A 14,938-nucleotide genomic window follows, 5' to 3' on the forward strand; every position below is an offset into this window, starting at 1 on the left:
GGGAGATGAACCTGCGCCCGCGAGCCACGCTCGACTACCACTGCCCTGCGGAGATGATCATGCGTGCGCTGGGGCGTGATGACCTCGCCCAAGCCATCGATGATGCACTTCTAGATTGACACCGCCTTACTTTTCTTTGGGCCAGCAAAGAAAAGTGACTCGGGCGCCGGCAGGCGATCGAAACGCCCGCTGCGTAAGCGGCACCCTTGCGGCCACGCTGAGTTGTCGCGCTGTCGCGAGCACCCGCCCCTCACCCCAGCCCTCTCCCCAAGGGGGAGAGGGAGGAAGAGCTTCAGTTCGTCGCGGGTGGCGGCGTCGGGCGCAACCAGGTCTGGAACAGCTCGTCGATGCGGCGGTACTCGTCATGCCACGAGTCCGGATGCACGAAGCCGTGGCGTTCCATCGGATACAGCGAGATCCAGAAGTTGTTCTTGTGCAGCTCGATGAGGCGCTGGTACATGCGGATGGAATCGCTGGCCAGCACGTTGTCGTCGATCAGGCCGTGCTGGATCAGCAGCGCATCCTGCAACTTGTCCGCGTATTCGATCGGCGAGCTGGTGGCATAAGCCTCGGGATCGAGCTGGGGATCGTTGAGGATGTTCGAGGTGTACTCGTGGTTGTAGGTCACCCAGTCGGTCACAGGCCGCAGCGCCGAACCTGCCGCGAATTCGCCCGGTGCACGCAGCAGTGACATAAGCGTCATGAAGCCACCGTAGCTGCCGCCATACATGCCCACGCGGCGAGGATCGACGCCCTGGTTCTTGACCAGCCAGGCCTTGCCGTCGAGCAGGTCTTCCAGTTCCGGATGGCCCATCTGGCGGTAGATCGCCGTGCGCCAGTCGCGGCCGTAGCCGTCGGAGGCGCGGTAGTCCATGTCGAGCACCACGAAGCCCTGCTGCACCAGCAGGTTGTGAAACATCTGCTCGCGGAAGTAGTTGGAGTACGACAGCGTGACGTTCTGCAGGTAGCCCGCGCCATGCACGAAGATCACCGCCGGACGCGAGGCGGCTGCCACGGGGTCGGACGGGCCGTAGTACTTCGCCCAGATGGTACCGGCGCCGTGCGAGGACGGCACGCCAACGATCCGCGGCGCAATCCACGCATGCGCGGTGAACTCCGGCTTCATCGTGTTGGTGAGTTCACGCGGCGCGCCGCCGGCGGCATCCTGCACCGCCAGCTGCGCCAGTCGATACGGCGAGGAATGCAGCACCGCCAGCTGGCGGCCATCCGGCGACAGCACGAAATCGTCCATGCCCTGGAACTGGGTGAGGCGGCTCAGCTCGCCGCCGCCGCTGGGCAGGCGATAGACATCGTAGCTATACGGCGCGACCTGGTTGGTGCGCATATAGAACCACTGGCCGTCTTCGCTGAGCAGCGGGTGGCTGACCTCGAACTTGCCCGAGGTCAGCGCCCTGGGCTTGCCGCCCAGGCTCTTGCTGTAGAGCTGCGAATAGCCGGTTTCCTCGCTGAGGTACCACAGCGTGCGGCCATCCTTGAGCCAGCCGAAATCGTTGAAGTTCCAGTTGATCCAGGCGTTGTCGGTCAGGCGATGCTGGGTGACCAGCGCGTGCTTGTCGAAATCGACGCTGGCGATCCAGCGATCCTTGTTGTCGATCGCGCGCAGCTGCACGGCCACGTTCTGGCCGTCATCGCTCCACACGATGCCACCGCCACCACCATCTTCCGCGCTCGAGATGATGCGTACCGAGCGCTGGTCCGGCGCCTTCAGCGCCTTGGCCTCGTCCGCCTTGCCGGCCTGCTCCAGCGCGGCAATGGTCTTGCTGCGGATGGCCTTGAGCGGATCGTCCTTGATGCCGGGCAGGCCGTCGGTTTTCAGCGGGTAGAACTTCGCGGCCTTCAGGTCGACCAGCAGCAGCGACTGCGGGGCAGGGTCGTTGCGACCGACATAGGTGCGCGTTTCCTGCTGCTCCGCGTAACCGGAATCGGTGACGTAGTGGGTGACTTCCGGCTCCTTGCCTTTCTTGAAGTCCTTGGGCTTGGTGACCACCAGCATCCAGCGGCCATCGGGCGACAGCTCGGTATCCACCGGCTCGCCGCCTTCACCGAGGAAGATCGGCTTGGGCGCGCGGCCCGGGTCGGCCGCGGCCAGCGCCTCGTCGTTCGCACGCTGGGCGTCCTTGTCGGACTTGTTCTGGCGCAACGCATTGAACAGGTCGAGCTGCTGCCGGCCCAGGGCGTCCGGCTGCTTGGCCTGCGGGTCGTCGACGAAGCGCAGCACGGCGGCCGGTGCGCTCACGCCGCTGGCGATGTCGTAGACGAACCAGTTGTTGCCCTGGCGGTATTGCAGGCTGCGGTCGTCGCTGGAGAAGCGCGGCGAGGACTCCTCGTCGGTGGTGCGCGTCACCTGCACGCGGCGGCCACTGGACAGGTCGACCAGAAACACATCGCCATGGCGAACGAAGGCGGCGTAGCGATGGGCGCGATCGAACACCGGCGCGCCGTCGGCCTGCGCTACCGCTGCCGCATCCAGCTTGGTGCCTTGGCCGCTGAGCGGGTCGACGCGATAGAGATCGCGCACCTTGCTGCCGTCGCGCTTGAGCGAGTAGTAAAGGCTGCGTCCGTCCACGCTCCAGTACGGCGACTCCACCGCTGCGCCGATCCAATCCGGATTGGCCATGATGGTTTCCAGATCAAGCTTTCCGCCGGTGGCGCCGGGGGCGGGTGGCGACAAGGCCGCCGCGGGCAAGGCGGCTAAGGCGGCAAGGCCGGCGAAGAGCAGTCGACGCATAGGGCGCTCCACAGTCAAAACGCCTGAGCATAGCCAAGCTTGATCGGCTGGCAAGCGCCGTTGGTCCCGTTTCGCCATGACCGGCCCCACCGGTAGTCTTACGGGTTAGCCGACCCGCGAGTCCCTGTCGTCCCCCGCACGCGTCGGCGCGTTCCCTGAGATCCACGCGCCTGTCCCAGGCGGCACGCTCCCTGCCAGATCGTCCCTACCCCAGCGAAGTCCCCATGCTCCTGCCCACTGTCGAAACCGAAACCGCCGCCCATCCCACCCACAGCGTGATCTGGCTGCATGGCCTCGGTGCCGACGGCAACGACTTCGCACCGATCGTGCCGGAGCTGGTGTCGCCGTCGTGGCCGGCGTTGCGCTTCGTGTTTCCGCACGCGCCGGTGCGGCCCGTGACGGTCAACGGCGGCATGCCGATGCGGGCCTGGTATGACATCGCCGGCGTGGATCTGGTCTCGCGCCAGGACGAAGCAGGCATGCGCGCCTCCATGGCCAGCGTCGAGCTGCTGATCGCGCGCGAGAACGAGCGCGGCGTGCCCGCCTCGCGCATTCTGCTGGCCGGCTTTTCGCAGGGCGGCGCCATCGCGCTGGCGGCGGGACTACGCCATGCCGACCGGCTGGCCGGCATCATCGCCTTGTCTACCTATCTGCCCTTGCACGAATCGTTTGCCGCCGAACGCAATCCCGCCAATGCGCATACGCCGATCTTCTGGGGCCACGGCACGGCCGACCCGATCGTGCCGCTCACGCGCGGCGTCGCTTCGCGCGACCTGTTGCAGTCGCTGGGCTACGCGGTGGCCTGGCACACCTATCCGATGCCGCATTCGGTGTGCGGCGAAGAAGTGCTCGATCTGCGCCATTGGATGACCACACGCCTGGCCGCCTGAGTCCGGCCGGACCACCAGCCCTCTCACCGCGTTCCCAGCTGCACGGGCCTGGCGGCGGGTCGCGAAACGCGCTGCATGCATACGGCATACTCCGCCGCATGACGGCCCCCGCCACCAAACCTTCCACCGACAACCGCTCCGAGCACCAGCTGCTGCCCGATTTCTGCAGCCCGCCGGTGATCTTCGCGCTGCTGATCGTCGCTGCGCTCACCGTTACGGTAATGTGGCTGGCCCCCAACAATGGCCACGGCTGGCGCGGCTATAGCGTGGGCATGCTGTTCGCCAACTGGCTGGCGATGGTGATCGGCGTGGCCTTGTGCAAATTGCGGCCGCTGTTGCAGCGCTTGCCGAGCCTGACGCCGTATGCCGGCGTGTGGCTGGTGATGGTGTTGATCGTGGCGGCCGGCAGTGCGCTGGTGCACTGGATGGACGCGGCCATGCAAATGGAACTGCTGAGCGACAGCGCCAGCGCCTTCGTGCGCAACAACACGCTGATCGCGGCCCTGCTAGGCGGTGCCTTGCTGCGCTACTTCTTCGTGCTGACCCAGTGGCAGGTGCGCCTCGCCGCCGTGACGCGGGCACAAGTGGCCGCCCTGCAGGCACGCATCCGCCCGCATTTCCTGTTCAACAGCATGAATACGGTGGCCGCGCTGGTGCGCGTCGATCCTGCAGCAGCGGAACGCACGGTGGAGGATCTGTCGGAACTGTTCCGCGCCGCACTCGGTGAGCACAGTACGCAGGACGGCACCCTGGGGGAAGAACTCACCCTGGTCGATCGCTACCTGGCCATCGAGCAGCTCCGGCTCGGCGATCGCCTGCAGGTGCGCCGCGAACTGGACGAACTGCCGCAGGCGTTTCCGCTGCCGCGCCTGCTACTGCAGCCGCTGGTCGAGAATGCGGTACGCCACGGCGTGCAGCCGCTGCGCGCAGGGGGCGAAGTGGTCCTGCGCGGATGGCGCGAGCGCGACGGCATCATCATCGAGATCGACAACCCGCGTGGCGGCGATCCCGCGCCGGGCGGGCACGGGCACGGACTGGACAATGTGCGCCAGCGCGTGGCCTATCGCTACGGTCCCCGCGCACACGTGCTAGCCGGCCCGATGGGCGACCGCTTCGTGGTGCGACTGCAACTTCCGCAAGACTAGGCAGGTTTTATGCGCGTATTGATCGTTGACGACGAACCCCTGGCGCGCGCGCGGCTCGCTGCGCTGCTGGGGGAGTGCGCCGACGTCGAGATCGCCGGCAGCGTGAGTGACGGCGAGGCCGCACTGGTCGCGCTGGGCGAACTGCATCCGGATGTGTTACTGCTCGACATCAACATGCCCGGCATCAGCGGCACCGCGCTGGCCCAGCGGCTGGCAGGCCGGGCGCGACCGCAGGTGGTGTTCTGCACAGCCTACGAAAGCCACGCCCTGCAGGCATTCGACCTGGGTGCCGCCGACTACCTGCTCAAGCCGGTGCGCCTCGAGCGCCTCAACGAGGCCTTGCAACGTGCGCGGCAGCGCCTGCAGCAGGCGCCACGCGAAACGGTCAACTACCTGCATGGTCGCTTGGGTGGCGAACAGGTGCGCGTCGCGCTGGACGACGTGATCTGCTTGCTCGCGGAAGAGAAGTACGTGGTCGTGCAGCACCGTGGCGGCCAGCTGCTGCTGGAGGAGTCGCTGCGCCAGCTGGAGGACGCCTACCCCGACCAGCTGATCCGCCTGCATCGCAACTGCCTGGTGCCATCCCAGCGCCTGATCGGCCTGAAGACGCTGCCGGACGGCCGCGTACTGGCACGGCTTGGCGGCACCGAACTGACGCCCGAAGTCAGCCGTCGCAACTTGCCGACCCTGCGCAAGCTGCTGCGCATGGGTTGAAGCGAAATCGACTCGGAGCCCGCGCAGGACGCGCCTGTTCGGCGCCAGGAAGGCTGGCGCGCGAGGCCGCCTCGGCCCTTGGACATGCTTTGCTGCGACGATATCTGACACACACCGTGTCTGCGTATTCCGTGCAATTGCGCGACAATGCCATTCCCCACGGACGCCGCGCGCGGCGCCTTTCGCGAGAACACCATGACCTTATCCATCCTGCGCATCGCCACCCGCAAGAGTGCGCTCGCTCTTTGGCAGGCCGAACACGTCGCCGCCGAGCTGCGCGCCGCCCATCCTGGCCTACGGGTGGAGCTGGTGCCGATGTCGACACGGGGCGACGAAATCCTCGACAAGCCCTTGGCCACCATCGGCGGCAAGGGCTTGTTCCTCAAGGAACTCGAAGTGGCCATGCTCGAAGGCAGGGCGGATCTTGCCGTGCATTCGCTCAAGGACGTACCTGCCGAACTGGAGCCGGGCTTTACCTTGCCCGCCATCCTGCCGCGGGCGGACGCTGCCGATGCCTTCGTCAGCAATGATTTCAGCGATCTCGCCGCGTTGCCGCTCGGTGCCCACGTGGGTACGTCCTCGCTGCGACGCCAGGCGCTGCTGCGCGCCGTGCGACCCGACCTCAGCTTGCTCGATCTTCGCGGCAATGTGGGCACGCGCCTGGCCAAGCTCGATGCCGGCCACTACGAGGCGATCCTGCTGGCCTGCGCCGGCCTGGAGCGACTCGGCCTGGCCGCGCGCATCCGCAGCCGCCTCACCGCACCGGACTGGCTGCCCGCACCGGGCCAGGCGGCCATCGCGATCGAAGCGCGCAACGATCAGCCCGACGTGCTGGAGCTGCTGGCGGTGCTCGACGATCCCGACACGCGCCTGGCGGTAACCGCCGAGCGTGCCATGAATCATGCGCTGGGCGGCAGCTGCACCGTGCCGGTGGGTGCCTGGTGCACGCTGACCGAGCGTGGCCTGCACCTGCGCGGCATGGTCGGTGACGTCAACAGCGGCCGCCTCCTGCTGGCCGAAGCACAGGCGGATGGCGATCAGGCCATCGCGCTGGGGCAGCAGGTTGCCGAGGCCCTGTTCGCGCAGGGGGCCGACAAGCTGCTCGGCCGCTGATCTGCGCCACGCCCTCTTGTTCTATGTAGGAGCGCACCCTGTGCGCGAAAAGACGTCACGGCATCGCCGCTTCGTTGGCTTTTCACTCGGGCCATCCTTGGCCCTCGCCTCGCGGGCAGCGGGCGCTGTGCAACCCGGCAATCCTGCCGGGTAGTCGCGCACAGGGTGCGCTCCTACACAAGCGCGGTAGGCAACGCCTTAGAAGTTGTACAGCAGATTGGTGGTGAGCAGCGTATCCGTGTGCTTGGTGTCCTGCTGCACGTCGCTGTTGTAACGCACCTGGTAACCAAGCTTCAGCGCGACTTTCTTGGTCATGCTGACCGACATGCCGATGTCGTTCTGGTAGTACTTGTTCTGCGAGCCTGCTTCGATCAGCAGCGTATTCTCGAGCGCCGTGTTGTCGGTGAGGCGGTACTTGTAGTTGATCAGTCCGCGGCCCACGGCCTCGCTCTGCGTGTCCTGCTGTACGCGGGTGCTCACGCCATTCACCGTCTCGGTGAGGTCGGCCGGGCGATAGCGCTTGTAACCCGGGCCCGCTTCGAACGACAGCTCGGTGCTTTCGGTCTTCAGCGCGATATAGCCGTAGCCGACCGAGATGATGCTCTGCCACAGGTTGGCGCCGAAATCGTCGTGCTCATAGCGGGTGGCGGTCACGATGTAGCTGCGCGGATCGAGCTTGAAGCCCACCGAGGCACCGAGGTCGTAGCGATTCGCCGTGGTGGTGAGCTGGTCGGTCGTGTTGCCGTTGGCGTCCACCACCTTCACATCCGCTTTCGAACGCAGGCCGGTGAGGAAGAAGTTGTTCTTCCACATGTCGTTTTCCTGGTTCAGACCCAGCTTGGCGTTGATGTTCTCTGAGCGGGAGTTGCCATAGGCCGAGGCAAAGCCGAATTCGCCCGATCCGCTCCAGCCGCCATTGTCGGCCGGGTTGCTGGGGGCCGCATCGTCGGCCAGCGCGCCAAAACTTGCCAGCGCGGCGAGCAAGGCGCCCGCCATCAAAGTCTTCTTCATGGGATTCATTCCATTTTCGTTAAATAAAAGCAGGCCGCCACCTTAGCGAGGTGGATTGAACTGCCTGTGAACACGTTGCCTCAGATCCGGCTGGAACGGCTTCAGATGGCCGTTTCAGGGGCCGGGGGGATGGTCGGCAAGGCGCCATCATACAAACTCAGCTCGATGCATAGGCCAAGCGTGCAACTGACCGCGGCCACCACGGACAGCAAGACCCGGCCTTCGCCGAAACTGGTGAGCAATAGCGCGGCGGACGGCACGGCATAAGCGAGCGCGGCAGCCAGATAGCGCCGGGGCTGCAGTTCCAGCCGCACCCGCGGGCCCGGGAACCGCGCCAGCAGGGTTTGCCAGCGCATGCCCTCGACGAGGCCGCGTAGCAACCCCAGCAACAACAGGCCGACGACGCAGGGCAGGTTGCCGCCGAATACGCCAGCCACCTCCTGCCCTGTCACGCACACCCAGAGCCACAAGCCACCGGCGTAGGTGGCCGAGACCACGCGACTGAGCGGAAATTGTGCAGCCATGCGACTGTCCACATTGGGAGCCCGATCGAGCATGACGCCACGTGCCGTCAGGATCAGGGTCGCCAGGCTGCACAGCGCCAAGGCGGCGCCAGCGAGGCGGGTTGCCCAGAACGCGTCATCCCCGCGCGCGAGGCCGGCAACCGCCAGCATCGGCAGAAAGGTCGCCAGCGCGATCAGCGCTTCGCGAGTAGGCAGCTGGCTTTCGACGATGCGCCAGCCGTGCCAGGTCGGTGCCCAGCGCGTGCGCAGACAGGCGGCGACCAGGCCGATGCTGATCAGTGCGCCACCCAGGGTCAGGGTCACCAGGGCATCGCCACGACCGGGGCTATAAACGCCCATGGCCAAGGTGAGTCCCAGCAACATCCACAAGCCAAAGCCGCTGAAGCCAAGCACTTCCAGCAGCATCGCACCCACGCGCAAGGGATGCGCAAGTATCGGGCCGCCATCCGTACCGATGCTGGACTGCTCCGTGTCGCCAGGTTGCTGCATGAGTTTTCTGTCTTCTCTATGTGAAGGGCGCATCACGATGCGGACCGCGTCGTTGGCGATTTGTTCCGTCTCGACCACATGGTGGACTTGCAGCATCCGTCTAGGGTGCGCATGCTACGCAAAGGCTGCCGTCGAAAATCATTTCATGGATCGTTACGAGCGCATTCTGACCCTGCACCGATTGCTCAAATCGGCGCACTATCCCGTGCCCCTGCCGCGTCTGATGGACGAGCTGGAGTGCTCGCGTGCGACGCTGTATCGCGACGTGGCGTTCCTGCGCGATGCGCTGGGTGCGCCGATCGAGAGTGCAGGTGGCGAACACGCCGCGTTCCGCTATGCGATCGGCGAAGGCGAGCGCTTCGAGCTGCCTGGCCTCTGGCTTACTTCCGACGAACTCGCTGCGCTGCTCGCCCTCAACGAACTGATCGGGCGCAGCGGACCGGGCGTGCTCGCCGGTGCGCTGGCACCGTTCAAGGCACGCATCGAACATCTGCTGTCCGACCAGGGTAGTGGCAAAGCCCTGCCGATCGAACGCATCCGCGTGATCGCGTGGGGCGAGCGCACGCTCGACCAGCAGGTATTCCGCATCGTTGCAGGCGCCGTGCTTGAGCGCAGGCAACTGCGCTTCCGCTATCGCGCGCGCACCACCAATGCCGACAGCCATCGCACGGTGTCGCCACAACGACTGACGCATTACCGCGACAACTGGTACCTGGACGTGTGGGATCACGACCGCGAAGCGCTGCGCAGCTTTGCCGTGGATCGCATCGCTGAGCCGCTGGCGCTGGATCAACCCGCACGTGACGTGGCGGAGAACGAGCTCAACGATGCGCTCGCGTCCAGCTACGGCATCTTCGCCGGCAAGCCGAAGGCCTGGGCCACGCTGCGTTTCTCGCAACATGCCGCGCGCTGGGTCGCCGACGAGCACTGGCATTCGCAACAGAAGGGCGAATGGCTGCCCGACGGCCGCTACGAATTGCAGGTGCCTTATTCCAATTCCAAGGAACTGCTGATGGACGTGCTCAAGTACGGACCGGATGCGGAAGTCGTGGCGCCGCTGTCGCTGCGCGAGGAATTGAAGATCCAATTGCAGCTCGCTCTGAGCGGTTACCAGCAGCCGCCACGCTGAACGCGTCCGCATCGGTCCGCCACGACTTGCATTGGGACGCATGCGCGGTGACGCTAGCGGTGACTGCCGCCACGCTGTTTCCTCCATGAGTCCTAGCGACATTGCTCCATTCTCTCCCGAGTCTGCGGAAAACAAGTCCACCCGCAAACCGACCGTTGCGCTCGCACTTGGTTCCGGCGGCGCCAAAGGCTTGGCGCATATTGGCGCCATCCAGGAAATCGAAGCGCAGGGCTACGAGATCGTCGCCATTGCCGGCACTTCGATGGGCGCCTTGATCGGCGGCATCTACGCGATGGGCAAGCTCCAGGTGTATAGCGACTGGGTTTGCTCGCTGGCGAAGCTGGATGTGTTGCGCCTGGTCGACTGGACCCTGTCCGGCGGCGGCCTGATCAAGGGCGAACGCATCATTGGCACGCTGCGCGAGCTGATCGGCGATGCGCGCATCGAGGATCTGCCGCTGGCCTTCACCGCGGTGGCCACCGATCTGGACCGCGAGCGCGAGGTGTGGCTCACGCGGGGTTCGCTGTTCGACGCGATTCGTGCGTCGATTGCCATTCCCACCGTGTTTCGTCCGCATACGCTGGAGGATAGGCGGCTGGTCGATGGTGGTTTGCTCAATCCCGTGCCGGTGACGCCGCTGATCCGCGATACCGCCGACTTCCTGTTTGCGGTGAGCATGGATGGTCCTCCCGATGTCTCCACGCCGGAAGTCATGCCCGCCGCCAAGTCCGATACACCCGACAGTTATCGCGAGCGCGTCGGCGAGTTCATCGGCAAGTTGATTCCGCACGGCGCGGACAAGCCGCGTGAACCGGGCATGCTGGAACTGCTGACGCAGGCGATGGACCTGATGCAGGCGAATCTCTCGCGGCTGCGCCTGGCCGCCTATGAGCCGGACCTGCTGATCCGCATGCCTCGAAATGTCGCCACCGTGTACGAGTTCTATCGTGCCCGCGAACTGATCGAACTGGGCCGCATGCAGGCGCGCAGCGCGCTCGCCACCTGGCAGCCGACGCGTCGCCTCAATGGGGCCCGTGAGCCTTGAGCCACGCATCCAGGTAGCACTTGAGCGCCACCGCGTTGTTGTGTTCCTCGTCGCGCGCACCAAACAGCAAGGTGATGCGGTGGCGCGAGGCCTGCGTTGCCAACGGGCGCCAATATTCGGCGGCGGCGTCCAGCTCGGTGGCATAGCGATGACGGAAGCCTTCCCAGCGCGCCGGATCGTGGCCGAACCATTTGCGCAACGTGGGCGAGGGCGCCAGTTCCTTGGTCCAGGCATCCAGCGCGGCGTCTTCCTTCTTCAACCCGCGCGGCCACAAGCGATCGACGAGCACACGGTAACCATCGTCCGACGCAGGAGGTTCGTAGACGCGCTTGACGGTAATGCTCATGAGTGGGCGGCCTCACCAAAGAGCGAATCTTCAGCATACGCCGATGAAAGACACGTCATGAGGGGTGCAGACCGCCTCTGTGCCTGTCGGTAGGAGCGCACCCTGTGCGCGACCATCCGGCAGGACTGCCGGATGGCACAGGGCAAGCTGCCCGGAGGGCGAGGGCCAGGGATGGCCCGAGTGAAAAGCCAACGGAGCGGTGAGGCCGTGATCGCGCACAGGGACCAAGAGGTCAGATTTCCTCGACCTGGGTGACCTTGCCACGGCGCATCAGCCAGGCGACGCCGCGCAGGTCGGCCAGGCCCACCCACAGGCGATCGAGCATGCCGTACTTGGACGTGCCCGCCGTACGCGGACGGTGACCGACCGGCACGCTGTTGCTCTGGAAACCCGCGCGCTTGACCAGCGCCGGCAGGTAGCGGTGCATGTGATCGAAATACGGCAGGCGCAGAAACACCTCGCGATCGAACAGCTTGAGGCCGCAACCGGTATCCGGCGTCGCGTCCTTGAGCATGCGCGAACGCACCGCATTGGCTATCTTGGAGGAGATGCGCTTGTTGAAGCTGTCGCGACGCGTGGTACGCCAGCCGGCGAACAGGCGCACGTTTTCCGCCGCGCCCTGGCGTGCTGCCAGCAACTTGGGGATATCCGCGGGATCGTTCTGGCCGTCGCCATCAAGCGTGGCGATCCACGGCGAACGCGCGGCGCGCACGCCGTTCCACACGGCGGTGCTCTGGCCGCTGCGAGTCAGGTGACGCACGATGCGCAGTTCCGGATAGCTGGCCTTTTCCGCGGCAAGCACGGCCACGCTGTCGTCGCTGGAGTCGTCGTCGACGTAGACGATCTCGAACTCGACCTGGCCGCGCAGGGCGGCGGCGATTTCGGCGAGCAGCGGCGGAATGTTGTCGCGCTCGTTGAATACCGGCACGACGACGGACAGTTGGGGCATGGTTGGGCCTTGTCTAAACAAAGGGCGCGCGGCGCCAGGGCGCCATTCTAGTGGGTCGGGGCTATCGCGTCAGCGGAGGGCGCGGGTCCGCGATCCTCTGTCAAAGCTCGTCATCCCAGCGAAGGCTGGGATCCATCGCTTTTGCGGCACATCGAAAGACACTGGATGACCGGCCCTGCGGCTGTTGAGGAGCGCCTCAAGCCTTCGCTGGAATGACGGGCCCAGGAGACTCAGCGGATCTTGCCGAGAATGCCTTCCAGCTCGTCATTGCTGTGGTAATGGATGACCAGCTTGCCGCGACCGCCACGGCCCTGGGCCAATTCGACGCGGGTGGCAAAGCGTTCGGCCAGCTGGCGTTCCAGGTCGGCGACATTCGGGTCGCGCGACGGCGCATGCTTGGCCTTGCCCTTGGGCTCGGTCTGCGCACGGCGGGCGGCTTCCTCCAGCTCGCGCACGCTCCAGCCGTTACGCGCCGCTTCCAGCGCCAGCCCTTCGGCCAGGCTCTCGGGCAAGGTCAGCAGGCAACGGGCATGGCCCATCTCCAGCTTGCTTTCGTCGAGCAGCTTCTTGATGGAGAGCGGCAGCTCGGTCAGGCGCAGCAGGTTGGACACCGCGGCGCGCGAGCGGCCCACGGCGTCGGCAGCCTGCTGGTGGGTGAGGTCGAAATCGTCGATCAGGCGCTTGAGCGCGTCGGCTTCTTCCAGCGGGGTCAGGTCCTGGCGCTGGATGTTCTCGATCAGCGCCATCGCCGGTACGGCGACTTCCGGCACGTCCTTCACCAGCACCGGCAGCTCGCTCAGCTGCGCACGCTGCGCCGCACGCCAGCGACGTTCGCCGGCGATCAGCTCATAGCTGTTCTTGCCGATGGCGCGAACCACCACCGGCTGGATCAGGCCCTGCGCCCGGATCGAGGCGGCCAGTTCGTCCAGCGCCTCGTCGTTCCAATGGCGGCGTGGCTGGTACTTGCCCGGCTGGATCTGCTGGATCGGCAACATGCGCAGCTCGCCTTCCTGCTCGATCACGGACGGCGCACCTGCACCGTCACCGCCAAGCAAGGCGTCGAGCCCACGTCCGAGCCCCCGTTTTTTCGCAGCGGACATGCTTACTCCTGATGGATGTCGACGATATCGTCGAGCGTCTCGTCGGCGTCGTCGTGCAGCGCTACCGCCACGACATCACCGGTATGCTCGTGCACCGCGGCCGCGCTATGGCCGCGTTCGCGACGGATCATTTCACCGGCAAGGCCGATATAGGCGATCGCGCCTCGCGAGCTGCGATCGTACAGGTGGATCGGCTGGCCGTGGCTGGGCGCCTCGGCCAGGCGCACGTTGCGAGGAATGATCGAGCGCAGCACCTTGTCACCGAAATGATGGGTGAGTTGCGCCGAGACTTCATTGCCGAGGTTGTTGCGCACGTCGTACATGGTGCGCAGCAGGCCTTCGATTTCCAGCGCCGGATTGAGCCGCTGACGCACGGCCTTCACCGTATCGAGCAGGCTGGAAAGACCTTCCAGCGCGAAGTACTCGCACTGCACGGGAATCAGCAAGCCGTTCGCGGCGGTCAGCGCGTTGAGCGTGAGCAGGTGCAGCGAAGGCGGGCAGTCGATCAGGATGATGTCGTAGCGATCGGCCACCTTGGCCAGCTGTTCCTTGAGCCGGCTCTCGCGCGCAATCGCGTCCATCAGCTTCAATTCGGCCGCGGTCAGGTCGCCATTGCCGGGCAGCAGGTCGTAATGCGCCTCGGTCTGCACGATGGCCTGTTCGATCGGTGCCTCGTCCAGCAGCACTTCGCAGCCGTTCGGCTTGGCCACGCGCTTGTCGACGCCCGACGCCATGGTGGCATTGCCTTGCGGGTCGAAATCGACCAGCAGCACCTTGCGCTTGGCAGCGGCGAGCGCGGCGGCAAGGTTGACGGCGGTGGTCGTCTTGCCGACGCCGCCTTTCTGGTTGGCGACAGCGATGATGCGGGCCATGGTGTCGTCGATACCGTGAACGAGTGAAATGGCGGCTAGATTAGCAGCCTGCTTGGCTGCTTGCCCGGCCGAGCACGACGAGATGGCGCTCCCCTTCGAGGCCGGGCACGCTCAACGCATGCGTGCCGCGCAGCTCGAATTCGGCCGGCACGCCGGGCATTTCATCGTCGGGACGCTTGCCTTTCATGGCCAGCCAGATGCCCTCCTTGGTCAAAAGGTGACCACCCCAGGCCAACATGTCGGCAAGGCTGGCAAAGGCGCGTGCCGTGATGCAGTCGAACTGGCCTTCCACGTCTTCCACGCGGGACTGCACCGCACGCACGCCCTCGAGCTTCAGCGAGCGGATCGCCTCGCGCAGGAAGCGGACCTTCTTGCCGTTGGAATCCACCAGCAGGATCTGTCGGCCTGGCGCCGCAATGGCCAGCGGGATGCCGGGCAGGCCTGGGCCGGTGCCCAGGTCGGCCAGCGTCTCACCGCGTACGTACGGCAGGATCGCCAGCGAATCGAGCAGGTGGCGCGTGACCATCTCGGCGGGATCGCGCACGGCGGTGAGGTTATAAGTGGCGTTCCAGCGCGCCAGCAGCTCCTGGTAATCGAGCAGGCGCTCCACCGCGTTCGCCGGCAGCTGCAGACCGAGCGCGGCAATGCCGTGTTCCAGCTGGGTTTGCAGATCGTGGCGGGAAGTCATGCGGCGGTACCTTGGGATGCGAAGGGGCGAAAGTATCCGGGCACGGTGTCTCCGATGCCAGCGCGACGATAAAGAAAAACCCGCCGTAGCGGGTTTGAAGTGGTTCCCCTGTGGCGGTCGCTCTAGGGCAAACTTCGCCAGGACCTGATCGACGCCAGTGCCGATCAGGCCGGA

At 65.8% G+C, this 14,938-nt stretch carries 14 protein-coding genes and 1 pseudogene; 7 read left to right on the forward strand and 8 right to left on the reverse strand.

All coding sequences use genetic code 11. The features are described from left to right. Window positions 1-119: pseudogene (locus OUZ49_RS20980) on the forward strand (IS30 family transposase); the annotation flags it as partial. 173 nt (window positions 120-292) lie between these two features. Here the strand turns inward: OUZ49_RS20980 and OUZ49_RS17885 are convergent. Further along, window positions 293-2,749 (reverse strand): S9 family peptidase, encoded by a 2,457-nt coding sequence (locus tag OUZ49_RS17885; RefSeq protein WP_266151964.1) that lies wholly within the window; start codon window positions 2,747-2,749, stop codon window positions 293-295. 224 nt (window positions 2,750-2,973) lie between these two features. On the opposite strand from OUZ49_RS17885, the gene OUZ49_RS17890 reads away from it, so the two are divergent. The 4 genes from OUZ49_RS17890 to hemC all read left to right on the forward strand — a co-directional run bounded on the left by OUZ49_RS17890 (window position 2,974) and on the right by hemC (window position 6,611). Beyond that, complete coding sequence (locus tag OUZ49_RS17890) at window positions 2,974-3,639, forward strand: alpha/beta hydrolase (RefSeq protein ID WP_266151965.1); 666 nt, start codon at window positions 2,974-2,976, stop codon at window positions 3,637-3,639. 98 nt (window positions 3,640-3,737) lie between these two features. Then, on the forward strand, window positions 3,738-4,784 hold the full coding sequence (locus OUZ49_RS17895) for a sensor histidine kinase (RefSeq protein WP_266151966.1): 1,047 nt from the start codon (window positions 3,738-3,740) through the stop codon (window positions 4,782-4,784). A gap of 9 nt (window positions 4,785-4,793) precedes the next feature. After that, on the forward strand, window positions 4,794-5,498 hold the full coding sequence (locus OUZ49_RS17900; protein WP_266151967.1) for a LytR/AlgR family response regulator transcription factor: 705 nt from the start codon (window positions 4,794-4,796) through the stop codon (window positions 5,496-5,498). 195 nt (window positions 5,499-5,693) lie between these two features. Continuing rightward, on the forward strand, window positions 5,694-6,611 hold the full coding sequence (gene hemC / locus OUZ49_RS17905; RefSeq protein ID WP_266151968.1) for a hydroxymethylbilane synthase: 918 nt from the start codon (window positions 5,694-5,696) through the stop codon (window positions 6,609-6,611). 198 nt (window positions 6,612-6,809) lie between these two features. Here the strand turns inward: hemC and OUZ49_RS17910 are convergent, their stop codons facing one another. Beyond that, window positions 6,810-7,622, reverse strand: a complete 813-nt coding sequence (locus tag OUZ49_RS17910) for a DUF481 domain-containing protein (RefSeq protein WP_266151969.1) — start codon at window positions 7,620-7,622, stop codon at window positions 6,810-6,812. Between the two features lie 101 nt (window positions 7,623-7,723). Then, window positions 7,724-8,635 carry a hypothetical protein gene (locus tag OUZ49_RS17915; protein ID WP_266151970.1) on the reverse strand — a complete coding sequence of 304 codons (912 nt, stop codon included), beginning with the start codon at window positions 8,633-8,635 and terminating at the stop codon, window positions 7,724-7,726. Between the two features lie 145 nt (window positions 8,636-8,780). Between OUZ49_RS17915 and OUZ49_RS17920 the strand changes: the two genes are divergently transcribed. Further along, window positions 8,781-9,764: a helix-turn-helix transcriptional regulator gene (locus tag OUZ49_RS17920; protein ID WP_266151971.1), complete on the forward strand. Its 984-nt coding sequence runs from the start codon at window positions 8,781-8,783 to the stop codon at window positions 9,762-9,764. 85 nt (window positions 9,765-9,849) lie between these two features. Next, entirely contained in the window at window positions 9,850-10,809 is a 960-nt protein-coding gene (locus OUZ49_RS17925; RefSeq protein ID WP_266151972.1) for a patatin-like phospholipase family protein, read from the forward strand. On the opposite strand, the gene OUZ49_RS17930 is transcribed toward OUZ49_RS17925, so the two are convergent. The 5 genes from OUZ49_RS17930 to rsmG form a co-directional block, all read right to left on the reverse strand. Next, the gene (locus OUZ49_RS17930) at window positions 10,787-11,155 is read right to left on the reverse strand and encodes a DUF488 domain-containing protein (RefSeq protein WP_266151973.1); all 369 of its coding nucleotides are present in this window, start codon (window positions 11,153-11,155) and stop codon (window positions 10,787-10,789) included. The genes OUZ49_RS17925 and OUZ49_RS17930 overlap by 23 nt on opposite strands. 232 nt (window positions 11,156-11,387) lie before the next feature. Beyond that, window positions 11,388-12,104: a glycosyltransferase gene (locus OUZ49_RS17935; protein WP_266151974.1), complete on the reverse strand. Its 717-nt coding sequence runs from the start codon at window positions 12,102-12,104 to the stop codon at window positions 11,388-11,390. Between the two features lie 230 nt (window positions 12,105-12,334). After that, window positions 12,335-13,204, reverse strand: a complete 870-nt coding sequence (locus OUZ49_RS17940; protein WP_266151975.1) for a ParB/RepB/Spo0J family partition protein — start codon at window positions 13,202-13,204, stop codon at window positions 12,335-12,337. Between the two features lie 2 nt (window positions 13,205-13,206). Beyond that, on the reverse strand, window positions 13,207-14,076 hold the full coding sequence (locus tag OUZ49_RS17945; protein WP_266151976.1) for a ParA family protein: 870 nt from the start codon (window positions 14,074-14,076) through the stop codon (window positions 13,207-13,209). Between the two features lie 40 nt (window positions 14,077-14,116). Continuing rightward, complete coding sequence (gene rsmG, locus OUZ49_RS17950) at window positions 14,117-14,764, reverse strand: 16S rRNA (guanine(527)-N(7))-methyltransferase RsmG (RefSeq protein WP_266151977.1); 648 nt, start codon at window positions 14,762-14,764, stop codon at window positions 14,117-14,119. Window positions 14,765-14,938: the final 174 nt, after the last annotated feature.

The organism is Dyella halodurans, from assembly GCF_026283925.1.
Taxonomy (GTDB): Bacteria; Pseudomonadota; Gammaproteobacteria; order Xanthomonadales; family Rhodanobacteraceae; genus Dyella; species Dyella halodurans.